Origin of the sequence: Bacillus cereus ATCC 14579 (genome assembly GCF_000007825.1) — a bacterium.
GTDB classification, from domain to species: domain Bacteria; phylum Bacillota; class Bacilli; order Bacillales; family Bacillaceae_G; genus Bacillus_A; species Bacillus_A cereus.
On record NC_004722.1, the window covers coordinates 1,690,463 to 1,716,417 of the forward strand.

Consider the following 25,955-nt stretch of genomic DNA (forward strand, 5'->3'; position numbering starts at 1 on the left):
ATTTGTTTTATTATATCGTAGACGATGATGAAGTTTTCCGTTCGATGCTTTCGCAAATTATTGAAGATGGAGATCTTGGAGAAGTAATTGGTGAGGCGGATGACGGAGCTTTTATTGAAGCGGATCAACTAAATTTTAAAAAAGTAGATATTTTATTTATTGATTTGTTGATGCCGATGAGGGACGGAATTGAAACAGTTCGTCACATTGCGTCAACTTTCACGGGGAAAATCATTATGATTTCTCAAGTGGAATCGAAGCAGCTTATAGGTGAGGCATATACACTTGGTGTAGAATATTATATTACAAAACCATTAAACAAAATCGAAGTTGTATCTGTTGTACGCAAAGTGATGGAGCGTATTAGATTGGAGCGTTCTATACATGATATTCAAAAATCATTGAATAACGTGTTTCAGTGGGAAAAGCCGCAATTGCGTACTGAACCAGTGCAAGAAGGAAAAAAGATAGGGGATTTAGGACGCTTTTTACTATCAGAACTCGGTATTGCGGGAGAGAATGGAAGTAAAGATTTACTTAGTATGCTGGAATATTTATATGGTCAAGAAAAGGCACAGACATTTGAGTTTGGCTTTCCTGCGTTAAAAGAAATTTTTCATCATATTACGATAAGGAAATTAGGGGATCTAGCTTTAGAGGCGGATATTGATAAAGAGAAAAAAGCGTCTGAACAAAGAGTACGTCGAGCTATTTATCAGTCGTTAAATCATTTGGCTTCTTTAGGATTAACAGACTTTTCAAATCCAAAATTTGAAAGCTATGCTCCAAAATTTTTCGATTTTACCGTAGTTAGAAAACGGATGACAGAAATGACGAAAGATGAACTCGCATCTTCTGGTCATACGCGAATTAATACGAAGAAGTTTATTCAAGTGTTGTATTTTGAGGCGAAGAGGTTGATGGAGATAGAGTGAAGAAGATGCTTATAAATAAGCATCTTCTTTTGTTAAATCAACATTTTATATTTTCTCGTGGAGCATGTAAAATGTTAAGTAAGAGAAAATGGTTTTATATTAAGGAAGTGTCAAAGCGATGAGTTTCACATTGAATAAATCGATTATTAAAGAAGTGTGCGGAGAGACCTCATATAAAAGAGGTGAAGCCTATTATAAATCAAATAAAGTGATAATAGATCATTACGATGAAAATAAAGAAATTTGTGAGGCGACAGTAAAAGGGAACGAGGATTTCCATGTTACAGTAGCAAAAGCCAAAAAGGGTGATGTTGTTGCAAAATGTAGTTGTCCTTCATTAGCGTCTTTTCAAACGTACTGTCAACATGTTGCAGCAGTATTAATACAAATAAACTATAATCAACAAATAGGTGGAATGAGCTCCACTAGTAGCAGAAATGATCAATTGACAAGTGGTATGTTTCAGCTGTTTGCAGACAAACCACTGAGGCCAAAAAGTAAACAACACCGTTTTGATACACGTGAAATATTAGATATTGAGTTTATATGTACACCAGTTGCTACGAGAAGTGGTGGGGCTCTTCTTGGAATTCAATTGAAACTTGCCAAAGTGTATTTCATAAATCATATTAGAGAATTTCTTTCTAAGGTGGAGAAAAGAGAGTCTTTTCATTGTTCAAATGAATTTACATATACACCAGATGTACATAGTTTTAAACAAGAAACGGATGCGATTATTCAGCAGCTCATTAAAATGTATCATAACGAAAAAATGTATGAAGATACGCTAGAAGTACACGCGAAACAAGATGAAAGTATGATATTTATACCACCAGCTTCATGGAAAGATATGCTCTTTTCACTTTCTAAAGCTGAATATGTACAGCTGAAACAAAATGAACAACTGTTTCAGGGATTACAAGTTTCAAAAGGGTTGTTGCCGTTACACTTTGAATTTACGAAGGGAAATAATGGCGGATTTACACTTCATATAGAGGGTTTAAATCGTGTACAAGTTATGGATATGTATAACAATGCACTTTACGATGGGAAATTATATCACTTACACATTGAAGATTGTATGCGACTTATTGAATTACAAAAGATGATGAGTCGCTCAAATAGTAATCAGTTTTATATTCCAGAAAGTAAGATGGAACATTTCGTCGCGAAAGTTGTACCGGGATTAATGAAGCTCGGAACTGTACACATTGATGAAGTAATATCGGATCGTGTTGAAACACCTTCGCTAAAAGCGAAATTGTATTTAGACCGCGTGAAAAATCGCTTATTAGCAGGTCTTGAATTTCACTATGGGAACGTCATGATTAATCCGCTAGAAGAGGATGGACAGCCGTCTGTTTTTAATCGTGATGAGAAAAAAGAAAAAGAGATTTTAGACATTATGAGTGAAAGTGCCTTTGCAAAAACAGAAGGCGGTTACTTTATGCATAATGAAGAAGCTGAGTATAACTTTTTATATCACGTCGTGCCAACATTAAAAGGTTTAGTTGATATTTATGCGACGACAGCAATCAAATTGCGAATTAGTAAAGGGGATGCAGTTCCTCTTATTAGAGTGAGAAGAAAAGAAAGAATTGATTGGTTGTCATTTCGTTTTGATATAAAAGGAATACCAGAAGCAGAAATTAAAGGTGTATTAGCGGCCCTTGAAGAGAAACGTAAATATTATCGATTGGCGAACGGTTCGTTTTTGTCGCTAGAGAGTAAAGAGTTTAATGAAATTAATCAGTTTATAAAAGAATCAGGTATTCGGAAAGAATTTTTACATGGAGAAGAGGTAAATGTTCCGCTTATTCGGAGTGTAAAATGGATGAACGGACTTCACGAAGGCAATGTTTTAAGTTTGGATGATTCTGTTCAAGAGTTAGTAGAAAACATTCAAAACCCGAAAAAATTAAAGTTTGCTGTGCCAAATACTTTAAATGCAGAAATGAGAAAGTATCAAGTATATGGGTTCGAATGGATGAAAACACTTGCTCATTACCGTTTTGGCGGTATTTTAGCAGATGATATGGGACTTGGAAAAACGTTGCAAAGCATTGCTTTTATAGATTCTGTTTTGACTGAGGTTCGAGAAAAGAAACTGCCCATATTAGTCGTTTCACCATCATCTCTTGTTTATAATTGGTTTAGTGAATTGAAAAAATTCGCCCCGCATATTAGAGCAGTTATTGCAGATGGAATTCAAGCAGAGCGCCGGAAAATTTTGAAAGATATAACGGAATTTGATGTTGTAATTACGTCATATCCATTACTGAGAAGAGATATAAGATTGTATGCAAGACCATTTCATACACTATTCCTTGATGAAGCGCAGGCGTTTAAAAACCCTACAACGCAAACGGCAAGAGCTGTGAAAACAATTCAAGCTGAATACCGTTTTGGGCTAACGGGTACACCTGTAGAAAATTCATTAGAAGAGCTATGGTCTATCTTCCATGTCGTCTTCCCAGAATTGTTACCAGGAAGAAAAGAGTTCGGTGATTTAAGGCGTGAAGATATAGCGAAGCGAGTGAAACCATTCGTATTAAGACGATTAAAAGGGGACGTATTAAATGAGTTGCCAGAGAAAATAGAGCACTTACAATCATCGGAGTTATTACCCGATCAAAAGAGTCTTTATGCTGCTTATTTAGCGAAGCTAAGGGAAGAAACGTTAAAGCATTTAGACAAAGATACGTTACGTAAAAATAAAATTAGAATTTTAGCTGGTTTAACGAGATTGCGACAAATTTGTTGCCATCCTGCTTTATTTGTTGATGATTACAAAGGAAGTTCAGCTAAATTTGAACAACTGTTAGAGATTTTAGAGGAATGTAGAAGTACAGGGAAGAGAATATTAATTTTTTCTCAATTTACAAAGATGCTTTCCATTATTGGTCGTGAGTTAAATCGACAAGCAATTCCATACTTTTATTTAGACGGGAGTACACCAGCGCAGGATCGTGTAGAGCTGTGCGATCGGTTTAACGAAGGAGAAGGGGATCTATTTCTCATTTCTTTAAAAGCTGGTGGTACCGGACTTAATTTAACTGGTGCAGATACAGTAATATTATACGATTTATGGTGGAATCCAGCTGTTGAACAACAAGCGGCTGATAGAGCGTATCGAATGGGGCAAAAAAATACAGTACAAGTTATAAAGCTAGTAGCCCACGGAACAATTGAGGAGAAAATGCATGAACTGCAAGAAAGTAAGAAAAATTTAATCGCTGAAGTGATTGAGCCGGGAGAAGAGAAATTGTCCTCAATCACAGAGGAAGAAATTCGAGATATTTTAATGATTTAATATGAAAAAGCTATGCTTTCACATGTGAAAGCATAGCTTTTTGTTGTAATAATTATATTTTGTTTTGTGCAAAGTAAAGAAATCAAATGTTATTTAAATTACTTCTTTGTACCTTTACTTTTGTAGGGTTTGGCAGCTGCTTTTTTCTTTGCACTTGATTGCCAACGGTTCCATCCTTTACTTCCTGTACCTTGTCCTACACCTTTTTTCGGTTTTGCTTTCGTTTTACTCATATGATCACTCCGTTACATAAAAATCTTATTTGATAATAGTCAATGATTTAGAAAATACTCTTTATAAATGACTATGATTGCTTTAAGTAAAAATAAACTGCTTGAATGCTATAGTATAACATGAATTTGCAAGTAAGCTGAAAGGAATTATAAAGAAAATGAAAATAATAAGAAATACTGCAGATTCTATATTCCGAACGATCACATTAATTGTTGTGTATACGTTAGTTTCGGTCAGTGAAACATTTTTGGGATTGACGAGGCAGAAAAAGTAAAGATGTTAAATTAACAACAATCAATAAAGCCGTAAAATAAAGAATTGAAAAATATTTTAAAACTTTTTGTTGACTTTCTTTATTTTTTGTATAGAATAATCATTAATAAAATGTTTCAGAGATGTGACAACAAAACGACTATGAAAGGACGAGTAGTAGTAGGACGTAGTTTAAGCGAGTCAGGGGTGGTGTGAGCCTGATACGAAGCCTATTATGAAGAACCTCCTGGAGTTGCTAACCGAAATCCTTTATAGGAAAGTAGACTTAGCCGGGAACTTCGCCGTTACAAGAAGAACAGTATCGAGATATTTCATCTCCGTATTGTATAAGTGAGCAACCTCTGTTGCTAATTTGGGTGGTACCGCGGAACCAAAGCCTTTCGTCCCAGTTTTTTGGGAAAGAAGGGCTTTTTTTGTTGGCTTCTTTTCACAACATCCAAACATTTTAGGAGGAAACCACCATGTATCAATCATTAATGACAGTAAGAGAGACTCAAATTGCAATTAAGGAAGTTAAAACATTTTTCGAGGACCAATTAGCAAAACGCCTTGAACTATTCCGCGTATCTGCACCATTATTCGTAACGAAAAAATCAGGATTAAACGATCACCTAAACGGTGTAGAACGTCCAATTGAATTTGATATGTTACATTCAGGAGAAGAATTAGAAATTGTTCATTCACTAGCGAAATGGAAACGATTTGCATTACATGAATACGGATATGAAGCTGGTGAAGGTTTATATACAAACATGAACGCGATTCGTCGTGATGAAGAACTTGATGCAACGCATTCCATTTATGTTGACCAATGGGATTGGGAAAAAATCGTTCAAAAAGAATGGCGTACTGTTGAATACTTACAAAAAACAGTACAAACAATTTATGGAATATTCAAAGATTTAGAAGATCACTTATTTGAAAAATATCCGTTCCTTGGAAAGTATTTACCGGAAGAAATTGTTTTCGTTACTTCTCAAGAATTAGAAGATAAATATCCAGAATTAACACCGAAAGATCGTGAACATGCAATTGCAAAAGAACACGGTGCAGTCTTCATTATCGGAATTGGTGATGCACTTCGTTCAGGTGAAAAGCATGACGGACGCGCAGCTGATTATGACGATTGGAAATTAAACGGTGACATTTTATTCTGGCACCCAGTACTACAATCTTCATTTGAGTTATCATCAATGGGAATTCGTGTTGATAGTAAATCACTTGATGAGCAGTTAACGAAAACTGGTGAAGACTTCAAACGTGAGTATGATTTCCATAAAGGTATACTAGAAGACGTACTACCATTAACAATTGGCGGTGGCATTGGACAATCAAGAATGTGCATGTACTTCTTACGTAAAGCACATATCGGTGAAGTTCAATCTTCTGTATGGCCTGACGATTTACGTGAAGCTTGCAAGAAAGAAAACATTCATCTGTTTTAATAGAAGTAAGGGAATAGCTTAAATATAGAGCTATTCCCTCTTTTTTATAAAACATTACTTATTTATTACCGAGTTCTTCTGCTAAACCGATTAAAATTCCTTCGACTCCACGAATGTAGCAGAGACGATACGAGTTCTCGTACTGAACTACTTCGCCAACGAGCTCTGCACCATGCTTAGTGAGTCTCGATACCATTTCGTCAATATCCTCGACAGTGAACATGACGCGTAGATAACCGAGGGCGTTTACAGGAGCTGTTCGGTGATCTGCTATAGTAGGAGGGGTGAGAAATCGCGAAAGTTCAATTCGGCTGTGGCCATCTGGAGTGACCATCATAGCAATCTCTACGCACTGAGAACCGAGTCCAGTTACGCGACCAGCCCATTCACCTTCGACATTTGCTCGACCTTCGAGATTCAAGCCAATCTCCTCAAAGAAAGAGATTGCGTTATCAAGGGATTCTACAACGATGCTGACATTGTCCATTCGTAGTAATTTGTTTTTTGCCATAGTCTTATCTCCTTATGTATAAAAGTTTATTATTTAATTATCCTCATAATTATACTACTAAGTAGTTACAAATTCCTTTCAGTCAAAAACACCTTGTCACAGTATAGGAAAATGTGACAAGGTGTTTTTTAATATATCATATAGCATCTTGTTAACGAATAGCTTTTTATTTAATAGGAAGGAAGTAGATTAATATGTTTTTTTTATAAGCGTTACTAAACATATCAAATTAGCTCATTTGCACGAAAGGCTCAATTTTCGCCATAAATGATTGATGCAGCGCCTCAACGCCTGTTACTAAATGAAGGCGGTCAATAACGACAGACACTTTAATTTCTGATGTACTTACCATTTTAATATGAATATCTTCTTCTTTTAAAGTAGTGAACATATTTGCAGCGACACCTGGGTTAGATACCATGCCAGATCCTACGATTGATACTTTTGCTAAATGATTTTCATATTCTACTGCTTCATAGTGAAGTGCCTCTTGATTTTGTTCCAATACTTCTAATGTTTCTCTTAAATCATTAGAATGGATGGAGAAGGAGAGATGAACAGTTCCTTCATTTGTAATACTTTGAATGATGATATCTACATTAATATGTGCCGCTGCTAATGTAGAGAAAACTGTTGAAAGCGAGCCTTGTTCTAGTCCTTTAATTGTGACACGTGTAATATTATCCTCAAATGCAATACCTTTAACGATTGATTGTTGTTCCATGTTACATTCTCCTTTTACAATTGTTCCGTTTTCTTGTTCCATACTTGAGCGAACTTCTAAAACTACGTTATGATTTTTAGCAAACTCAACGGCGCGCGGGTGTAATACGCCAGCACCGAGATTAGCAAGCTCTAACATTTCGTCATAAGAAATTTCGTCTAATTTGTAAGCATCTTTTACAACTCGTGGATCCGTCGTATATACGCCTGTAACATCCGTATAAATATCACATTTTTTTGCTTTAAGTGCAGCGGCTAATGCGACAGCAGTTGTATCAGAACCGCCTCGTCCAAGCGTTGTAATTTCAAAATCTTCACTGACTCCTTGGAAACCAGCTACAATAACAATCGTACCTTCAGCAAGATAAGATTGAATACGGTCTGTATGAATGTCAGTAATCCGTGCACTACTATGTACAGATTCTGTCGTGATACCTGCTTGCCACCCTGTTAATGAAATTGCATGATAGCCTTTTGCTTGCAGTGCCATTGTTAATAATGAAATAGTTACTTGTTCTCCTGTAGATAGAAGCATATCCATTTCACGTTTACTTGGATTTTCTGTGATAGCGTTAGCGAGTGCGACAAGTTCATCTGTGCTTTTTCCCATTGCTGAAACGACAGAGACAATGCTATGACCTCGTTCATATTCTTCAATAATTAAATTTGCTACATGTTGAATGCGTTCGACGCTTCCGACAGAAGTGCCACCAAATTTTTGAACAATTGTTTCCATTACAAATTCCTTCTTTCGTCTATTTTTAAGAATAGATTAGGAAATATATCAATCCCAATACTCCTGTAGTTACCAGAAAGACAAACAAAAAACACCATCTCAAATAAGTGAGGATGGTGCTGTTACAGGAAAAGGGAAACAGAAAACGGAGCTAATAAAAAAACCGCCAAAAAAGGAATATCATAAAAAATGATATCTCTTTTTTGTAGATAGCTCTTCATACGTACACGTCTGTACATATGACAGTTCTGTTTCTATTCGAAAACAGCCCCAATTGATAAATGCAGAGAAATTTATCAATTTCGGCAATACTTCCTTTCATCTAAGTTCATAGACATCTCTGTGTCTCCATTAGAATACTCATAAGTATCGCAACCTCTATCTCACGTTTTAGGCGAGAGTGTTTGATTTATGAAGTTGTTGGTAACATTTGTTTTATAATAATTTAAATTTTTCGGGGAATCAAGTGTTTTATATATATTTTAAAAATTCTTTCTTTTTTCTGAGGAAGTTTGTGAAAAATGTAGCAAAATAAATTCATTGCATGTACATTAAACTTATAGTGCATAGGAGGTGGGGAGAATGAAAAGGAAACAGCCTATTTATGTTGCGACAAAAATGAACACGACGATGGAAAAATTATGGGAATATACGCAAGAACCACATATACATACAGTGTGGGATGCTCGCTTTACTGAAATTTCGTATTTAGAGAAAAAAGAAGGAGAACCACAGAAGTTTTTGTATAAAACAAAGATTGGATTTGGGCTTGAAATAGCTGGAGAAGGGGAATCAATAGGTGAAATAAGAAAAGAAACTGGTGAAAGAATTTCTTCTTTAAAATTTTGGACGGATAATACATTATCTCTTATTCAAATAGGACGTGGTTATTGGAAGTATACGCCAAATAAAGAATACATCCATTTTGAGACACAATATGATTATGATACAAGATTTGGTCGTGTAGGGAATGTAATAGATTGCTATATATTTCGGCCGTTATTAGGTTGGGCGACTGCTTGGAGTTTTGATGCTTTAAAATTATGGTTAGAAAAGGGGCTTCATCCTAGGTTACTAATTAGAAGAACAATGACGTATTGGCTCGTATGTTTTTTATTTGCTTTTGTATGGATATATCAAGGGATAGTGCCAAAACTACTGTTTACTCATTTAGAAGAAGTAAAGATGCTTTCTGTATTAATCGGTTCAAATGAAAGTAGTATATGTATACTTAAAATAATTGGGATGTTAGAAATAATTTTCGGCGTCGTATGGCTGTTGCCAATAATAAAACGAAAATTATTTATACTGCATATTATTGTATTACTAGTTTTAACGTTAGCAGCAGGATTTACGAATATTGCAAGCTTTACAGGGCCGTTTAATCCGATTACATTAAATGTTCTTCTAATGGGGTTATCAATTGTCGGTTATATAAATAGTTTCGATTTACCAAGCGCGAAAAATTGCAAGAGGGCGAGAAAGGGATAAGTGTATGGCTAATATGTATGAACGATTATTAGGGGATACCTATAAAAATCTTCATCCTGAATTGCAGAAGCGTTATGCGATTACAGAAGAGAATAGTTTTACAGGGGAAGGAAAAATGGATGAAATTTACGGTGGCTCTTTTTTCGTGAAATTTATATTGAAAATTACATCGAAGTTTCGAATGTTTTTCTCGGAACGAGGAGAGGAAATTCCATTTACGATACAAAACATAGCTGAGCGAGATGAATATGCACGAGAATTAGTAAGGTGGAACCGTACTTTTTATTTCCATAATAAGAAAAGATATTTTAATGCAGTTATGCAATTGGATGAAAACGAAAATGAAATTGTAGATTATTTTGGTGAACCACATTTACTCGTTTCTACACTGCATTTTCATATCGATGAGTTAGGGGCAATGCATATTTCTTCAAAGAAACAATGGTTTTATATGTTTGGAAGAAAAATGCCGTTACCAAAATTTTTGTATGGTGAGGCAAAAATTGTTGAAAGTTATGATGAAACACTACAATGTTTTCGAATTCATGTACAAGTACGAAACCCGTTAATTGGTTCGCTTTTTTCATATAAGGGAACATTTGTGGAAAGGGAATAGACGATATGAAAAATATAATATTTGGGCTTGCTTGCTATGTTGTTTTTCCTAATATATGAGTGGTCGAATATAAATCCTGTTGAAGCAATTATATTATTATCTGTTTTATTATTTATACCAATGTCATTTTGTATTATTGATAAAAGAAAAAGAGATGGATCGCAATTATTATTTTATAAATCCGTATCATTTTTATATCCAATCGCAGCAATTTGTGCAATGCTAGCTTTCGTCACAAATCACTATTTATTTGCGCTAGTTTGGTTTGTATATACAGGAATTGTTGCGTTATTTGGTGTAAGTAGATTGCTAGAAAGAGGATGGAAGCCGTTAGAAGAGATCGCCATAGATAGTGCGTTTATTTATTTGTTTTTAGGTGGTTTTTGGTTTTCTGCTTCAGTAGCAAAACTTTCAATTATGCATTTTAGCTTTGACATTGTTTTACTCACAGCTGCACATTTTCATTATTCGGCGTTTCTATTGCCATTATCAGCTGGTTTAATAGGGAGAAAAAGAGAAAAGAGAAGTAAAGTGTATGATGCTATTATGTTTATCAGCATGATTTCACCTATGACAGTTGCAATAGGAATTACATACTCAAGAATATTTGAATTTTTTGCAGTGTTCCTATATTTATGTGCAATTTATGGGTATGGATTTTACGTTTGGAGAGCAAAATTTAATGCTATCAGTGCAAAGATTCTTCTAATCGTTTCGTCTAGTACACTCATGGTTACAATTATGTTCTCACTTATATATTCATACGGGAATTTGAAGCATGTCTTGACGATTACAATTGCTCAAATGGTTTGGATTCATGGTGTTGTCAACGGAATTGGAGTAGCGTTACCGGCATTTATCGGCTGGGTGATTGAAAAGAGTGTTCCGAATTATAAATACTATGGGAAACCAATGAGTAAGTTAAGAGGAAATGTGGCAATTGGTGAGGCTTATTTATATAGCAACAATTTAGTAGACAGTAAGGAATACAACGGTTTAGTCGATAAAGTAAATGACTTTCATAGTGAGGCATTTGATGTGACGAAGGTTCCTTTAAGTATGATTCATTTTTATGAAAATACAACAGAGTATGAGTTGCAATCAAATATTAAATGGACTCGTTGGTTCCGTCCGTTCGCACTTTGCTATGAGAAAATGAGTAAGCGTGTAGAACAAATACATTTAGGTATGGGCGGCAATTGGGAAACGATGCATGGCTCTATCATTAGTGTAATAGATGAGAAAGATGGAAGAGAGAATGTAAGGGCTTGGATAAGGAAAAATGAAGCAGGTGAATCTATTTTTGTAGCTCTTTATTCAAAGCATACAAATAAGAATGAGACATATATGAATATCGCCTTACCTTTACCTTATTCGAATATGACTGGTATTTTGAGGCTATGTAATGATAATCATGATTTAATCATTACTAGTAAGTTAAGAGAAAATGGCCAGGGAGATGAGGGGATTTATTTACATACTCGGTTCTTAACAATCCGTTTACCGTTAGCAGAGACTTTCATCATTACAGAGGGTAAGGATAAAATGTTAACAGCTCATCATAGCATGTGGCTATTTGGACTTGAATTTTTACATATTCATTATAAGATTGAAAAAATTGCACAGAAGTAAGAAAGGCTTGGATGGGTTTCCAAGCTTTTTTATGTATGAGTAATTGTCATAGAAATTTGTTTATTTAGCTCATTATCCCAAACACGTTGAATTTCAAAAGTGCCTGTTTCAAAAAATAATGGGAATCTTTCTTTAAACCAAGTTTGCATAGGTAGCTTTAGTGCTGTATTGATTGGTATCCATAATAATTCACCCTCAGGAGGATTCAAAAGAAGTTCACCTTCAAATGAGTCTGTCCAATAGTTAAATACCATATATCGAACATTACCTTTCGGATTGACATATTCATCTAATCCTTTAAAAGTTAAATTGGAAACAAGTAATCCAGTTTCTTCTTTTACTTCTCTTATAGCGGCTTGAACGATACTTTCGGGGAAATCTACTTTGCCGCCAGGAGCGATGTAGCCAGGGAAACCTCGATGGCTGGGGCGTTTTATGAGTAAAATTTCATTGTTACGTTGGATCATACACATTGTATAGATCTGATGTTCGATGTTATGTGAATTTGGAGGCATAATGATGTATTCTCCTTTATATTTTTTTGATAATTTTACCATAACATAATTGTTTCTTATATAATTAGAAATGGAATGTTATAAATTTTCAGTTATATATTATAAATTCTATAGTCATTCGAAAAGAGGGGAGAGACATGCAAGGAGAAATACAAAAGGAGAAAAGTTTAGGTTATATTGGAAAATTATTATTACCAGTTAAAGTATCAACGCACTTTAAGTTTTTATGGATTGGACAATTACTCTCGGCCTTAGGTAGTTCGATAACTATGGTCATACTTCCAGTTGTTGTGTATTCATTAACTGGTTCAACAGTTGTAATGGGGATGACGATGGCAATGTACATGCTACCTAATATTCTTGCTTTACCGTTTGCGGGTTTAATTGTAGACCGAATTGATCGGGTTAGGTTAATGTTATTTACGGATATAATCCGCTGTATATTAATGCTATTACTTGCATCGCTTATATTTATGGATTTATTAACAATTACGATTTTATATATTCTCGTTGCCATATACGGACTTATGGAAGGGATATTCCAACCAGCATATTCTGCTGTAAGGGCGAAAGTATTCGTCCCTGAAATTCGTAATGCAGCTAACGCACTCACTCAAATGAGTAATCAAGGTATACGATTAATTGGGCCAGCACTTGGTGGGTTAATCGTATCGGTTGCATCTGCAGGGATAGGTTTCGGACTAGATGCAGCAACGTACTTATTATCATTTTTATGTTTATTATTTTTAAAAGAAATTAAGTTTAAAAAAGTAAAACCCATTGAAAAGAGTAAGCTTAATTACAAACAAGAGTTTATGGAAGGTGTTTTCGTTTTAAAAAGTCATCCGTGGCTGTGGATTACAATTTTAGTTTTTTCTTTTATAAATATTTGTTATGCCGGTATTATCGTCGTATTAATTCCATGGTTATTTAATGTTCATCATCATTTTGAAGCTTACGTGTATGGACTTGGCATGGCCTTTTCTGGTGGTGGGGCTGTAATTGCCGCATTAATATTTGGTGGGAAAGAGCTGTGGCATAAGAGAGGATTACTGGCTTATGGAGGTGTTTTAATGAGTGGCATTGCTTTATTAATTATGCCATTCATTTCTTGGGCACCCGCTTTAATATTCTTAATGGCAATTGAAGGATTTGGCATGATGATATTTGGACTCATTTGGGAAACGAGTTTACAGGAGCTTGTACCAGAAGAAGCATTCGGAAGAGTGGCAAGCCTTGATATGTTGGGTTCTTTTGCTTTATTGCCATTAGGATACGTAGTTGTAGGCTGGTTAGCTACTGTCATAGGTGGCGAGATAACTATTATAACACTAGCTAGTTTAGTAATTTTAACAATTGGAATAGCATTGTCTGTACCGAGTATTCGTCGATTTAATTGATTATATGGGAAAAGAGGGCTAGACCTATATAGAAAATAACTTAGCATATAATCAACTAGTATTAATAAAACATCTTTGTAATGAAAAGCCTTCCATACACATTTGGCACAAAAAAATTAGTATGGAAGCAACAAAAATAGAAATCACAAAAGAAGTGATGGAAGCGATACAAGTAGGTTTCAAAAAAGAAGAATAAGCCCTAAAGAAATTAGGACTTATTCTTCATTAAATACAAATGTTTGTTTCATTTTTTTACCTTCATTTACCGGATGGCCGTTATAAGAGAAATTCTTTTCTTCCCAAGTGATCACAACTTTAAAATTATGACTATTAAAGTCTAATGGGAATACCATGTAGTCAAAGCTTGTATGACTTTTAGAAATGTTTTCATTAGGTGTAGAAGGTTTAAAGGTAGCTTTAGAGGTAGGATTGTTATCAAGTATTTCCACAGATACGTTTGATACATCATGACCGATGTTTTTTACGAGTAAACTATACGTATCAAATACACCTTGTTTCGGCTGGATTGCTTGCTTGTTTGAGTTATGAGATTTATCAATTTCGACATACCATTGTTTAGACTTTGACGCAATCGGTAGTGACTGAAATGTGTAAGCACTAGCTTGCATTGGTAGTGCTAAACATATAAGCGTAAAGAGAGTTAATATTTTTCGTTTCATTTTTTAAGAGCTCCCATTCTTTAATGGATTTACTTGTTATTATCTTCTTTTTACGAGTAAATATACCATATAATGTAAAGTGGGTATTGTGAGTAGTGAATTAATATATTATTCACTACTCTTATAGCTGGCATCATTACGTATGTAGTAAGAAAGAATAAATTTGTTTTTTCTATACTTAGATTGCTACCCTTTTTAAAAGGGCTATTTTTATGTTTTAATAAAAAAAATATACTAAGAGTTCCGTATAAATTATTTATTTTAATGTAGTTAAATGTGCTTGTATATTGTGAAATTAGAGAGGGAAGTTGTGTAGAGATGTTTCTACACAGCTATTTAGGATATGAAAAAATTACCAAAAATATGTTAAAATAACATTGTCATACAACAAGGGGGATTTGTTTTATGGAAAATGGACATCTTGCTAAAGTAGACTTAACGAAAAAAATTGAATCAAAATCTAAGTACAATAAGAAATTAGAAAAATATCAAAGGCGCTTATTAGCATTACAACAAATTTTGAAAGAAGAAAAAATCGCGGTTATGCTTGTTATGGAAGGATGGGATGCGGCTGGTAAAGGTGGGGCAATTAAGCGGGTGACGGAACATCTTGACCCACGTGGGTTCCAAGTAGATCCAATTGGAGCGCCTGCACCTCATGAAAAACGTTACCATTATTTGCAACGTTTCTGGCGCAAAATTCCACAGTACGGGCAAATCACCATTTTTGATCGCTCATGGTACGGTCGTGTGTTAGTTGAGCGTGTTGAAGGATTTGCTACAAAGGAAGAGTGGATGAGAGCATATGATGAGATTAATGATTTTGAAAAACTACTAACAGATGACCATTACATAATAGGGAAGTTCTTCTACCATATAAGTAAAGAGGAACAGTTAAAGAGATTTAAAGATAGAGAGAAAAATCCTTTGAAAAGATGGAAAATTACAGACGAAGATTGGCGTAATCGTGAAAAATGGGATGAATATGTTGAAGCAATGGAAGACATGTTTGAAAAAACAAGTAAGCCAAATGCGAAGTGGCATATTATTGAAAGTAACGATAAATTGTATGCCCGTGTGAAAACGTTAAAAATCATTATTTCATTCATTGAGGATTATTTCTTAGAACATGGTATAGAATTGCCTTCTTATTATTATGAAATGAAAGAGGATATTGAAGTTTTGCAAGATGTAGGTGTTAAAGAGTAAAAAAGAAAATGGTCCTGTGAATTGGTGAAACCAAATTATGGGGCTTTTTTATTTAGAAACATTTTACAATTAACAGAATAAGGTATATAATCAATAATCATATTAACATTGTTAATATGATTATTGATTATATACTATGTGGGGGTTTTACTTTGAAGGGAAGAGATGTTGTTTTAGGTTTATTAATGCAAAAGGAATTGTCTGGTTACGATATTAAAATTGTGTTTGAAGACGTATTTACTCATTTTTTTGATGGAAGTTTTGGAATGATTTATCCAACGTTACGACAATTGGAGAATGAAGGGAAAATAAAAAAAGAGGTTGTCATGCAAGAGGGAAAACCGAATAAGAAAATGTACTTTATTACAGATGAGGGGCGTGAAGAATTTTATCAATACATGCAGACACCTGTAGAGAAGGATGTTTTACGTTCGGATTTTTTAATGAGAATGTATTTTGGTAACTATAGTGATGATGTAACAATAAAAAAATGGATTAAAGATGAAATTGAAAGAAAAGAAGCGTACATTGCAGATCTTCGATTGAAATATGAAAAGTGGAGAGTAGGTATTACTTTCGTCGAAGAAATTTCACTAGATGTAGGTATTGCATCGTATAGTGCACAAGTGGAGACTTTGAAGAAAAAATTAGAAGAGTTAGAGGCGAAAGAAAACAATAAAACAGAAGAATGAAAAACGCGTTCACAATAAATAAAGGGGTATATAAAGATGGAGCAATCAAAGGGTATTAAGATTGTCTTTTTAATGTGTCTAGGTATCTTTCTTTGTATGATTGATACGACAATTATGAATATAGCTTTACCGGCAATACAATCGAGTGTAAATACTTCGTTAGAAAAGATGTCTTGGGTATTAAATGTTTATACAATGACGATTGCAGTACTTGCCATTCCGTTAGGGCGGATAGCTGATATCTTTGGAAAAGCAAAGATGTATATTCTTGGTCTGGTGATTTTTGGTGGTGGATCGGTACTTTGCGCTTTTGCTAATACAGGTGATTTTCTTATTTTTTCTCGTTTTATACAAAGTATTGGGGCAGCGATTTTATTTCCAACAAGTATGGTAATTGGTGTATCAGCTATGCCATTAGCTAAGAGGCATGTTGCGCTTGCAATTTTAGGAGTAACACAAGGATTGTCAGCTGCTATGGGACCAGTAATAGGTGGAATTATTACGCAACATTTAGGATGGAGATGGGTGTTCTTCGTTAATGTTCCGGTTTGTATAATAGGAATCGTGTTATGTTGCATCATGCTACAAATAAAAAATGAAGAACGTATTATCTCAAAAATAGATTGGATAGGACTACTATTAAGTAGCACAGCAATTTTTTCATTTACTCTCATATTAGTAAAAGGTAATACATGGGGATGGCAAAGTAATATTGCTTTGTCTTGTTATGCAATTAGCACTATTTCTCTTATTCTATTTGTTTTAGTAGAACGAAAGATTCATAATCCAATGGTGAATTTAAAGTTATTTCAAGATCGAATGTTTGTCGGAGCGTCTATCGTTGTTATATTAAGTAATTTATTTTTAATTGGAGTTACTGTATTGCTTCCAACGTTCTTGACGAAACTACAAGGTCGAACGGAAATTGAAGCGGCTTTTTTAGTGACACCTATTTCAGCAATGATATTTTTTGTCTCACCAGTTGCAGCAACTTTAATTAAAAAACTCGGAAAAGTAACTATTATTTTGTCAGGATTTCTTATTATGGGGCTTTCCTACTATTGGTTGCAAATGATTGATGTTCATTCAACAAATATAGAAATTATTATTCCATGTATGATATTAGGTGTTGGATATGGTTTAGTAGTGGGGCCAATTACAGTTTTAAGTGCGTCTTCGTTTGAAGGAGAATTGTTAACTGCTTCTCAAAGTGTTGTATCAATGTTACGACAAGTTGGAATTGTATTGGCAGTCGCAATATTTGTCTCTAACTTAACTCACAATTTAACTGTAAATAAAGAAAAAGTATATCGTTATGCAGAAGAAAAGGTGCGTACTATTCATGTGAATAGTACTGAGCAAACTGAAATTTTACAAATGACTAAAGAGAAAATAGAGAATCAAAGTTTAGAGTCGAATATAAATAAGAAACAAAATGCAATGACAATGGGATTAAGTAAAGAGAAAAAGGAAGAATTGATTCGCGACAAGACGGATGAAATATTAAGAAAAGTTCCAGTAGAATATAGAGATGTAAAAAGAGAAGAAGTTATGAGGCAAGTGACAAAAGAAGTTGAAAAACAAGAGGAAAGTATAAAGAAAGAAGTACTCACATTTTCAAATGATGTGAATCATTATGCCAAGAATCAGATGGCTATGAGTTTTACAGATTTATATAAAGCAAGTGTGCCAATTATTTTAATTTGTGCTTTCGTAAGTTTGTTGTTTTGGGAAGGGAAAGCTTTGAGTAAAAAGAGAAAGGGAAGGATAGTAGAAGAAGCGTAAAGGAAAACAGGCTGCTATTAGCCTGTTTTCCTTACGTTAGTATGAAAAATCTGGATTTAATTCTTTAAATTTATGACTATAATGCCTTTTATTATTAAAACCAACAAAATCAATTCCGACACAAGATTCTAAATTTCCGTCTACAATCGTAGAATCCACGAAGCTTAAATGTTTTAATTTTTGTAGTTCTTTAATGAATTGTAGATTTCGTATGTTACCACAACTTGATAAGATGAGAGTTTCTAATTCCGTTAAATAGCGCAAATATTCGTGGTTTTTAAGCTTACTGCAATGGTCGAATTCGATGTGTTTTAAAGTTGAAGCATTGTTTTCAATTTCATCAATATGCTCTAAATTTCTTAAATAATTGAGTTCTAAATGCTTTAATTTAGGTAATGACCTACATCCTTTTAATGAATTAATGTTCCCTTGTGTAATGCTTAGTTTTTCAATTTTTTGTAAAGACATTAATTCTTCAAGGTTCTTTTGTTTCGGTTTGTATTTCCAAATGTATAGTTCTTTTAAGTTAGGACAAGATTCGAAGCCTTTAATGTTTTTATTACACTTTATGTGAAGTTCCTCTAAATTTGTAAAGCTTTCTAGCTCTGTTAAGTTTAGTGGAACTTGTGGTTCTTCTAGTGATAAAGATTTTAAGTTTTTTAATTTATATAGGGCTGAATAATCAGTAATATATATACTACTAATGTGTAAGCTTTCAATTTGCGGGCAGTGTTCAAGAAAATTAATATGGTGCAAACTATACCTAAGATCATTAATGAAAACATCAGTAAAGTTGTTTGTATTAATGAAGTCTACGTATTCATCCAGTCTGTTTTCATGGATTTGTACTGTGCCATCCATAACTAAAAAGTTTTGTGGTTTCTTTTTGATAGATATTTGTAAAGGATTCATGTATTGAAATATTTCTGTCTTGTTTTCTAAAATAGTTTCAACACTTCTTTTGACAGTTGGAACATTGTCTCTTTGTTTGTAAGCTATTAAGGTTGACTTTATTTCTGACGGATCTGCTAATAAAATTTTTGGAGCCATTTCATATAGTACATCTTCATTTGCAGGTATGCAGCTAACCATTGCATCAAGTGCTATTAAACTTAAAGGGTGTCCTTTTGTTAGCCAAGACTTAATTCGTCTCCAAGTTAGTTGTGATACTGCAGCTAATCGCGCCCAATCGTTATGAAATGATACTGCATGTTCCTCTATCCAATCTAATGTTTCTGAGGATTGAAAAGAATGCAGACAAATGAAGGAAGTGGTCGGAAGCTCACTTTTTAATACTGTTTTTAGCCTTTCTATTACTAAAGGAAAGGCTTCTTCAAATGGTAAACAATAAGCTGCAGCGTGAGAAAGAGGTGCAAGTAAATCTTCATCAAATGCCTTCCACAGTTTTCTTATCCAATCTGAGGCGAATTCTCCTAGTACACATATAACAATCTCAAGTAATCTAGTTTTAATTACACCATTCATTGTGTTTGAAAAGCGGTTTATAACAGCATCTAGTACTTCGTTTTGATCGTACCTATTAAGAGCTTCAATTTCTGCTTCTTGAAGAAACCATCTAGTCATGGTGTAATCAAGTAATTCCTCTAAACTAGAGCGAACTTCTTCTAAAGTGGGCACGGGTGTAAGTTTGTGCTCATTCATCTCTAATTTTGGTTGCTTCGCTTTACCATCTTCTTCATAAAAACTATCATGCAAATAATATTTATAAGGTGAGTGAATCATTACAAGGTGGTACCATTCTTTAGGATGTAAAGATAACGAAATAAGACGCTCATGACATTGGTTACATAATTTATAAGGTTGATTTGCTTGATCGGATTCTTCTATTTTATATACTGGATCATGTTTGCAAGCTTCACATAATTCTACTGTTTTTTTCATTGTTTCCTCCTTGCCTATTGTGAATAGTAGTATTTTTAATATAGCATGGGATAAGTCGAGTATGATTAGAAAGTTTTTTAGAATGAAAGGAAGGAATGGAAAATGCCATTGAATATGTAACGTTATACATAGTACATTAACAAGAGGGATTAATTTTAAAAGGAGGATGGGGAATTGCTAGATAAGGCAGGGGCTTTAATAGATAATCATGTGTACACAGAAGAAGAGCAACAAAAACTATACAAACGAACGTTAATAATCGTCAGCATTTCACAAATGTTTGGCGGTGCAGGACTAGCTGCTGGTATTACAGTGGGCGCACTTCTTGCGCAGCAAATGCTTGGAACAGATGCGTTTGCAGGATTACCAACTGCTATGTTTACATTAGGATCGGCATTAGCAGCTTTCATAGTAGGGAAGCTTTCGCAACGATATGGACGCCGGATAGGTCTTGCAACAGGGTTTATAGTGGGTGGATTTGGAGCGATTGGTGTTGTAATGGCAGCTTTAACGAACAGCATTATTCTTTTACTTATTTCTTTACTCATATATGGTGCCGGTACAGCCACGAATCTACAAGCTCGTTATGCAGGTACAGATTTAGCAGATAAGAAGCAGAGAGCAACGGCTGTTAGTATTACGATGGTAATGACGACTTTCGGTGCAGTTGCAGGACCAAATTTAGTAGGGGTAATGGGAAGTTTTGCTCATTCAATTGGAGTTCCTAAACTTGCAGGTCCGTTCATACTATCGGCAGCAGCATTTATACTGGCGGGTCTAGTTCTTTTTGTTATGCTTCGTCCAGATCCTTTGATTATTGCTAACATAATAGAAAGATATAAACAGGAACATACATATAAAGGACAACCAATAACAGAAGAAGCGAAAGAAAATAAACGAGGTATTACAGTTGGAGCAATCGTAATGATACTTACGCAAATAGTGATGGTTGCGATTATGACGATGACCCCAGTTCATATGGGACACCACGGTCACGGTTTAAGTGCAGTAGGACTTGTGATAGGTTTTCATGTAGGTGCAATGTATCTTCCATCTCTCGTTACAGGAATGTTAATTGATAAAATTGGCCGAACTACAATGAGCATAGCTGGTGGAGTGATTTTACTTGCAGCGGGTGTCATAGCTGCGATAGCGCCAAGTGATTCTTTATTATTATTAATCGTTGCTCTGTCTTTACTTGGGCTAGGATGGAACCTCGGATTGATAAGTGGTACAGCACAAATCGTTGATTCCACAACACCGTCTACACGTGCTAAAACACAAGGGAAAATAGATGTTTTTATTGCGCTAGCTGGAGCTTCTGGTGGAGCAATGTCAGGTATGGTAGTAGCGAATTCAAGTTATGCGGCATTGTCATTGGCTGGAGGCGTGTTAGCGTTATTACTTATTCCTGTTGTGATATGGTCTCGAAAAGGGGCAAGAAATTAAATGAAAAAGAGGTTCTAGTTACTGACTAGAGCCTCTTTTTATACACTTAAATTAAATTCCACTCTACAATAAGCCCTAAATGCGTAAGTCCGCCACCAAATCCGTATAGTAAAAGTGTGTCTCCGTTATTTAATTTCCCTTCTTTTATAGCTAAATTTAAAGCGAGTGGAATGGTGACTGAAGAGGTATTCCCCATATATTCCACGCTCGTTAATGTTTTTTGTATTGGAATTTGAGACTTTTCGCAAATAGATTCGATCATTCGTAAGTTAGCGCTGTGGGGTATGAACCAGTCTATATCATCTACTTGCATATTTACGGTATGTAATAAATTTTTTATGCCTTTTGGTACTGTGCGTGTTGCCCATTTATATACTTCTCTTCCATTTTGAACGATTTTTTCATTTGTTTGCAGTGGTGTGCCATTCATAGTAGTAGATAAGTTTGTTCTATATAGATGAATGCCGCCATCACCGTTTGTTCCCATGTGAGCAGCGATAAAGCTTGGGGTGTTTTCATCTCTTTCTAATAAAATAGCTCCAGCACCATCACCGAATAAAATACAGGTCGTTCTATCGGTATAATCAGTAACTTTAGATAATGTCTCTGTCGCTACGACAAGTACTTTTTCATGTGATTCAGAAGTGATTAAGCTATTACCGACGTGTAGTCCATATGTAAAACCAGCACAAGTTGCATTTAAATCAAAAGCTAGTGTATGAGGTATGTTGAAGTATTGTTGTATTTGGCAAGCAACACTAGGGAAAACGTAATCAGCAGTAGTAGTAGCGACAATGATACAGTCGACATCTTCTAAGTTTTTCTTATATGTTGTACATAAATTTTCAATTGCTTTAATGGCTAAGTTTGAGGAGTATTCTTCTTCGCTAGCGATTCTTCTTTCCCTCATTCCTGTTCTTTGTACAATCCATTCATCATTCGTATGGACCATTTTTTCTAAATCGTTATTAGACAATATTTGATCTGGAACATAAGTACCAATTGCAGTAATACGAGATTTAGAATGCATAGGAACATCTCCTAACTTTTATTTTTATAACCTGATACTAATATTAGGTTATAAAAATGTCAATAAAGATTTTTGTTGTATTAAAACAATAATACTTAACTTACTATGAAGGAATTTGGCGAGTGCTGTAAAAATAATATACGAGAAGTTTCTAAAATTGATAATTGCTTTTGTTATTTTTATTGTGAGAAAAACTCGCAAAAAATGACGATTAAAGTAAAAATATAAAGATTTTCTTTCCGTGTGATATAGGTTGTTAAACCTTGTGAAAGCGAATTACTTATGCTACACTTTATGTAACTTAAAATGAACGGAGGGGCTTCCTTTGATCTTAATCAGATTACGTCTCAATACTTTGTGCCAATAATTGAATAGCGCTCAAAGGCTCTGTCTGTGTACAGAGTGAACGGGATTGGTCTGCCTATTTTAAAGGAACCCTTTATTAAGCTTATATGTGAAAAAGAGGGAGGGACGAATATGCCCTCTTTTTGTTTTGCCTTTATAAATAGAATGGGGTTGTATAAGTGAACACTTACTGTGGATACGTATACAATCTTGGGACTTTTTGACTATAAAATAGGATGAAAGCATAGCTTTCTTCTATTTCTTTGGTGAACCCTTATCCGTTTACGAAAACACAGGCAGCGACCTGTGTTTTTTATTTTACGTAATCGAAATGGAGGAATAAATATATGGAAGAAGTATTACAAAGAGCAGTTTTAGTTGGAGTAAATGTAGGTAATGAAGATGATTTTGCATATTCGATGGAAGAGTTAACAAATCTTGCGGAAGCTTGTGATGTAGAGGTAATTGGGCAAGTAACGCAAAATTTACAACGAGTAAATCCATCGCATTATATCGGAAAAGGAAAGATTGAAGAAGTTGCAGCGTATGTACAAGAAATAGATGCGAATATGGTTATCTTTAATGATGAATTATCTCCTTCACAAATTCGAAATTTAGAAGAGGATTTAGATTGTAAGGTAATTGATCGTACCATTTTAATTTTAGATATTTTTGCGCAACGTGCGAAAACGAAAGAAGCACAGCTACAAGTAGAAGTAGCACACCTTCAGTATATGATGCCTCGTTTAATCGGTCTTCGTGAATCGTTAGGGAGACAGAGCGGCGGCGTTGGTACGAAAAATAAAGGTGTCGGTGAAAAGAAGTTAGAGTTAGACCGTCGTAAAATTGAAGAACAAATTTCAGTTTTGAATAAAGATTTAGAAGCGCTCGTTGCCCAGCGTCAAACGCAGCGAAAGCAGCGTAAGAAAAATGAAATACCTGTTGTAGCATTAGTAGGTTATACGAATGCAGGAAAGTCAACGACGATGAATGCAATGCTTGAAATTTATAATGGTACAGAAGAAAAACAAGTATTTGAAAAAGATATGTTATTCGCGACGTTAGAAACATCTGTACGAAATATTGATTTGCCAGATAATAAATCATTTTTATTAACAGATACAGTTGGATTTGTAAGTAAATTACCACATCATCTTGTGAAGGCGTTCCGTTCAACGTTAGAAGAAGTAGCGGAAGCAGACCTACTTATTCACGTTGTAGATTACGCAAATCCAAATTATGAACAATTAATTGATATTACAAATGAAACGTTAAAGAAAATTGGAGTAGAAAATATTCCAACGATCTATGCTTATAATAAATCAGATATGGTAGATGTTGAAATTCCGAAAGTGCAAGAAGATCGCGTTTATTTATCAGCGAAGAAACATGTTGGAATTGAAGAACTTGTAGAAATGATTCGCTCACACATCTATAAAGAATATACGAAGTGTGAAATGTTAATTCCATATGATCAAGGACAGGTAGTTTCGTATTTCAATAATCATGCACACGTTTTATCTACGAGTTACGAAAACGAAGGTACCAAATTACAAATAGAATGTAAGACGAGTGATTACGAGAAGTATAAGCATTTTGCAATTTAATGTAAGAGGCAACCCAGTATGTGATTGGGTTGTCTTTTTTTTTGTACTGTTTTACCGCTGAAAGTTACAAGGATGCAAGCCAATGACGGGAGTTAAGTTATATTTCTGGAAAAAGAAATGAAAGCAGTATAGAATAGAAATGTTTCAAAAGTCAGAATTTATTACACCTACTGTAATAAATATATATTTTGTACAGAAAGGGGAGATTCACATATGCATGCAGTTTCACACAAAAAAACTGTAGAAACACCGACAATATATCGAATTTTATTTGCGATTAGCTTTGGGCATTTTTTAAATGATTCGATGCAAGCAGTTGTGCCGGCGTTGTTTCCTATTTTGGAAAAAACGATGAATTTATCCTATATGCAAGTAGGGTGGATTGCGTTTGCATTAAATATGACGTCATCGATTATGCAACCGGTGTTTGGTATGTATTCAGATAAGAAGCCGTCACCATTTTTATTACCACTCGGCATGTTTTCAAGTATGCTTGGAATGATTGGACTCGCGTTTGCACCAAACTTTATTATTGTTATTATTTCTGTTTTATTTATTGGTTTAGGTTCCGCAGTCTTTCATCCAGAAGGCGCTCGTGTTGCGTATATGGCGGCAGGTGCAAAACGAGGGTTAGCGCAAGCAATTTATCAAGTTGGGGGAAACACGGGGAATTCTCTAGCTCCTATTTTTACAGCGCTAATTTTCGTTCCACTCGGTCAAATTGGTTCATTAGGTTTTACAGCATTTGCAGCAGTAGGAATTGCATTATTAATTTTCGTATCGAATTGGTACAAAAATGAATTAGCAACCGGTGCTGTAAGAAGGAAGAAGAGGGCTGCACTTGAGGCGGAAAATGCAATTGTAAGTACACACATTAAATTCGTTATTATACTTCTTGTTTTTCTTACTTTTGTACGCTCTTGGTACGGTGCTGGTATCGGGAATTTCTATCAATTTTACTTAATAGAGCATTACGGTTTATCTATAAAAAATGCCCAGTATTTCGTATTCGCATTTATGATTGCTGGTGTGTTAGGCACTTTCTTCGGAGGACCGTTAGCAGATCGATTTGGTAAGAAAAATATCATCGTATTTTCAATGTTAGGTTCAGCGCCACTTGCACTGTTATTACCACATGTCTCACTTGTGTGGGTCGTACCGTTATTTTTATGTATCGGTTTTATTAGTTCAAGTAGTTTTAGTGTAATTGTTGTATATGCACAAGAGCTTGTGCCTGGAAAAGTGGGAATGGTGTCAGGATTAATCGTAGGTCTTGCATTTGGACTTGGAGCATTAGGTGCTGTAGTTCTTGGGAAATTAGCAGATATATATAGCCTGCAATTTATTATGCTATTATGTAGTTGTCTACCATTAATTGGACTCACTTCATGGTTACTGCCAAGTGATAAGAAAACGATAGAATAGGGGATGC

At 34.8% G+C, this 25,955-nt stretch carries 19 protein-coding genes, 1 pseudogene, 1 riboswitch and 1 other annotated feature; of the genes and pseudogenes, 13 read left to right on the forward strand and 7 right to left on the reverse strand.

The features are described 5' to 3' along the window. Positions 1-2 precede the first annotated feature (2 nt). Together BC_RS08690 and BC_RS08695 are read left to right on the forward strand one after the other, a co-directional pair. Positions 3-935, forward strand: a complete 933-nt coding sequence (locus BC_RS08690; protein ID WP_000500302.1) for a response regulator — start codon at positions 3-5, stop codon at positions 933-935. A gap of 118 nt (positions 936-1,053) precedes the next feature. Further along, positions 1,054-4,248 (forward strand): DEAD/DEAH box helicase, encoded by a 3,195-nt coding sequence (locus BC_RS08695; RefSeq protein WP_000011040.1) that lies wholly within the window; start codon positions 1,054-1,056, stop codon positions 4,246-4,248. Positions 4,249-4,346: 98 nt separating this feature from the next. Here BC_RS08695 and BC_RS08700 read toward each other — a convergent pair whose 3' ends face one another. Further along, the gene (locus tag BC_RS08700) at positions 4,347-4,481 is read right to left on the reverse strand and encodes a DUF3934 domain-containing protein (RefSeq protein ID WP_000047588.1); all 135 of its coding nucleotides are present in this window, start codon (positions 4,479-4,481) and stop codon (positions 4,347-4,349) included. 406 nt (positions 4,482-4,887) lie between these two features. Next, positions 4,888-5,146: a binding site (T-box leader), on the forward strand. Positions 5,147-5,216: 70 nt separating this feature from the next. Here BC_RS08700 and asnA point away from each other — a divergent pair. Continuing rightward, a complete protein-coding gene (gene asnA / locus BC_RS08705) occupies positions 5,217-6,200 on the forward strand; it encodes an aspartate--ammonia ligase (RefSeq protein ID WP_000284917.1) in 984 nt (327 codons plus the stop codon). Positions 6,201-6,258: 58 nt separating this feature from the next. Here asnA and BC_RS08710 read toward each other — a convergent pair whose 3' ends face one another. Together BC_RS08710 and BC_RS08715 are read right to left on the reverse strand one after the other, a co-directional pair. Next, positions 6,259-6,711: a VOC family protein gene (locus BC_RS08710; RefSeq protein WP_001107259.1), complete on the reverse strand. Its 453-nt coding sequence runs from the start codon at positions 6,709-6,711 to the stop codon at positions 6,259-6,261. 229 nt (positions 6,712-6,940) lie between these two features. Continuing rightward, the gene (locus BC_RS08715; protein WP_000448037.1) at positions 6,941-8,170 is read right to left on the reverse strand and encodes an aspartate kinase; all 1,230 of its coding nucleotides are present in this window, start codon (positions 8,168-8,170) and stop codon (positions 6,941-6,943) included. A 202-nt stretch (positions 8,171-8,372) separates the two neighbouring features. After that, a riboswitch (Lysine riboswitch) is annotated at positions 8,373-8,559 on the reverse strand. Positions 8,560-8,752: 193 nt separating this feature from the next. Between BC_RS08715 and BC_RS08720 the strand changes: the two genes are divergently transcribed. The 3 genes and pseudogenes from BC_RS08720 to BC_RS08730 all read left to right on the forward strand — a co-directional run bounded on the left by BC_RS08720 (position 8,753) and on the right by BC_RS08730 (position 11,909). Further along, positions 8,753-9,661, forward strand: a complete 909-nt coding sequence (locus BC_RS08720) for a DoxX-like family protein (RefSeq protein ID WP_000823951.1) — start codon at positions 8,753-8,755, stop codon at positions 9,659-9,661. 4 nt (positions 9,662-9,665) lie between these two features. Further along, positions 9,666-10,277, forward strand: a complete 612-nt coding sequence (locus BC_RS08725; protein ID WP_000002653.1) for a DUF4166 domain-containing protein — start codon at positions 9,666-9,668, stop codon at positions 10,275-10,277. Between the two features lie 5 nt (positions 10,278-10,282). After that, positions 10,283-11,909 (forward strand): annotated as a pseudogene (locus BC_RS08730) (YndJ family protein). Positions 11,910-11,938: 29 nt separating this feature from the next. Here the strand turns inward: BC_RS08730 and BC_RS08735 are convergent. Then, a complete protein-coding gene (locus BC_RS08735; protein WP_001134945.1) occupies positions 11,939-12,424 on the reverse strand; it encodes an 8-oxo-dGTP diphosphatase in 486 nt (161 codons plus the stop codon). A gap of 137 nt (positions 12,425-12,561) precedes the next feature. Between BC_RS08735 and BC_RS08740 the strand changes: the two genes are divergently transcribed. Next, positions 12,562-13,824: an MFS transporter gene (locus BC_RS08740; protein ID WP_001161162.1), complete on the forward strand. Its 1,263-nt coding sequence runs from the start codon at positions 12,562-12,564 to the stop codon at positions 13,822-13,824. Positions 13,825-14,039: 215 nt separating this feature from the next. Here BC_RS08740 and BC_RS08745 read toward each other — a convergent pair whose 3' ends face one another. Further along, positions 14,040-14,504 carry a hypothetical protein gene (locus BC_RS08745; RefSeq protein ID WP_000823333.1) on the reverse strand — a complete coding sequence of 155 codons (465 nt, stop codon included), beginning with the start codon at positions 14,502-14,504 and terminating at the stop codon, positions 14,040-14,042. A gap of 405 nt (positions 14,505-14,909) precedes the next feature. Between BC_RS08745 and BC_RS08750 the strand changes: the two genes are divergently transcribed. The 3 genes from BC_RS08750 to BC_RS08760 all read left to right on the forward strand — a co-directional run bounded on the left by BC_RS08750 (position 14,910) and on the right by BC_RS08760 (position 18,190). Further along, the gene (locus BC_RS08750) at positions 14,910-15,713 is read left to right on the forward strand and encodes a polyphosphate kinase 2 family protein (RefSeq protein WP_000427312.1); all 804 of its coding nucleotides are present in this window, start codon (positions 14,910-14,912) and stop codon (positions 15,711-15,713) included. 152 nt (positions 15,714-15,865) lie between these two features. Beyond that, positions 15,866-16,405, forward strand: a complete 540-nt coding sequence (locus BC_RS08755) for a PadR family transcriptional regulator (protein WP_000678346.1) — start codon at positions 15,866-15,868, stop codon at positions 16,403-16,405. 36 nt (positions 16,406-16,441) lie between these two features. Further along, a complete protein-coding gene (locus BC_RS08760; protein ID WP_000438106.1) occupies positions 16,442-18,190 on the forward strand; it encodes an MDR family MFS transporter in 1,749 nt (582 codons plus the stop codon). 36 nt (positions 18,191-18,226) lie between these two features. On the opposite strand, the gene BC_RS08765 is transcribed toward BC_RS08760, so the two are convergent. Next, positions 18,227-20,092, reverse strand: coding sequence for a hypothetical protein (locus BC_RS08765; RefSeq protein WP_000754353.1), 1,866 nt, complete (start codon positions 20,090-20,092; stop codon positions 18,227-18,229). Positions 20,093-20,266: 174 nt separating this feature from the next. Between BC_RS08765 and BC_RS08770 the strand changes: the two genes are divergently transcribed. After that, positions 20,267-21,541, forward strand: coding sequence for an MFS transporter (locus BC_RS08770; protein ID WP_000884513.1), 1,275 nt, complete (start codon positions 20,267-20,269; stop codon positions 21,539-21,541). A 46-nt stretch (positions 21,542-21,587) separates the two neighbouring features. Here BC_RS08770 and BC_RS08775 read toward each other — a convergent pair whose 3' ends face one another. Beyond that, on the reverse strand, positions 21,588-22,571 hold the full coding sequence (locus tag BC_RS08775) for a ketoacyl-ACP synthase III (protein ID WP_000555762.1): 984 nt from the start codon (positions 22,569-22,571) through the stop codon (positions 21,588-21,590). Positions 22,572-23,263: 692 nt separating this feature from the next. On the opposite strand from BC_RS08775, the gene hflX reads away from it, so the two are divergent. After that, on the forward strand, positions 23,264-24,523 hold the full coding sequence (hflX, locus tag BC_RS08780) for a GTPase HflX (RefSeq protein ID WP_000393283.1): 1,260 nt from the start codon (positions 23,264-23,266) through the stop codon (positions 24,521-24,523). Positions 24,524-24,736: 213 nt separating this feature from the next. Continuing rightward, on the forward strand, positions 24,737-25,948 hold the full coding sequence (locus BC_RS08785) for an MFS transporter (protein ID WP_000543417.1): 1,212 nt from the start codon (positions 24,737-24,739) through the stop codon (positions 25,946-25,948). Positions 25,949-25,955 lie beyond the last annotated feature (7 nt).

What these genes read in the sequence shown, in the direction of transcription:
- BC_RS08695 (WP_000011040.1), top strand. Translation starts at nt 1,054, where the DNA reads ATGAGTTTCACATTGAATAAATCGATTATTAAAGAAGTGTGCGGAGAG.
- BC_RS08700 (WP_000047588.1), bottom strand. Translation starts at nt 4,481, where the DNA reads ATGAGTAAAACGAAAGCAAAACCGAAAAAAGGTGTAGGACAAGGTACA.
- asnA (WP_000284917.1), top strand. Translation starts at nt 5,217, where the DNA reads ATGTATCAATCATTAATGACAGTAAGAGAGACTCAAATTGCAATTAAG.
- BC_RS08710 (WP_001107259.1), bottom strand. Translation starts at nt 6,711, where the DNA reads ATGGCAAAAAACAAATTACTACGAATGGACAATGTCAGCATCGTTGTA.
- BC_RS08715 (WP_000448037.1), bottom strand. Translation starts at nt 8,170, where the DNA reads ATGGAAACAATTGTTCAAAAATTTGGTGGCACTTCTGTCGGAAGCGTC.
- BC_RS08720 (WP_000823951.1), top strand. Translation starts at nt 8,753, where the DNA reads ATGAAAAGGAAACAGCCTATTTATGTTGCGACAAAAATGAACACGACG.
- BC_RS08725 (WP_000002653.1), top strand. Translation starts at nt 9,666, where the DNA reads ATGGCTAATATGTATGAACGATTATTAGGGGATACCTATAAAAATCTT.
- BC_RS08735 (WP_001134945.1), bottom strand. Translation starts at nt 12,424, where the DNA reads ATGCCTCCAAATTCACATAACATCGAACATCAGATCTATACAATGTGT.
- BC_RS08740 (WP_001161162.1), top strand. Translation starts at nt 12,562, where the DNA reads ATGCAAGGAGAAATACAAAAGGAGAAAAGTTTAGGTTATATTGGAAAA.
- BC_RS08745 (WP_000823333.1), bottom strand. Translation starts at nt 14,504, where the DNA reads ATGAAACGAAAAATATTAACTCTCTTTACGCTTATATGTTTAGCACTA.
- BC_RS08750 (WP_000427312.1), top strand. Translation starts at nt 14,910, where the DNA reads ATGGAAAATGGACATCTTGCTAAAGTAGACTTAACGAAAAAAATTGAA.
- BC_RS08760 (WP_000438106.1), top strand. Translation starts at nt 16,442, where the DNA reads ATGGAGCAATCAAAGGGTATTAAGATTGTCTTTTTAATGTGTCTAGGT.
- BC_RS08765 (WP_000754353.1), bottom strand. Translation starts at nt 20,092, where the DNA reads ATGAAAAAAACAGTAGAATTATGTGAAGCTTGCAAACATGATCCAGTA.
- BC_RS08775 (WP_000555762.1), bottom strand. Translation starts at nt 22,571, where the DNA reads ATGCATTCTAAATCTCGTATTACTGCAATTGGTACTTATGTTCCAGAT.
- hflX (WP_000393283.1), top strand. Translation starts at nt 23,264, where the DNA reads ATGGAAGAAGTATTACAAAGAGCAGTTTTAGTTGGAGTAAATGTAGGT.
- BC_RS08785 (WP_000543417.1), top strand. Translation starts at nt 24,737, where the DNA reads ATGCATGCAGTTTCACACAAAAAAACTGTAGAAACACCGACAATATAT.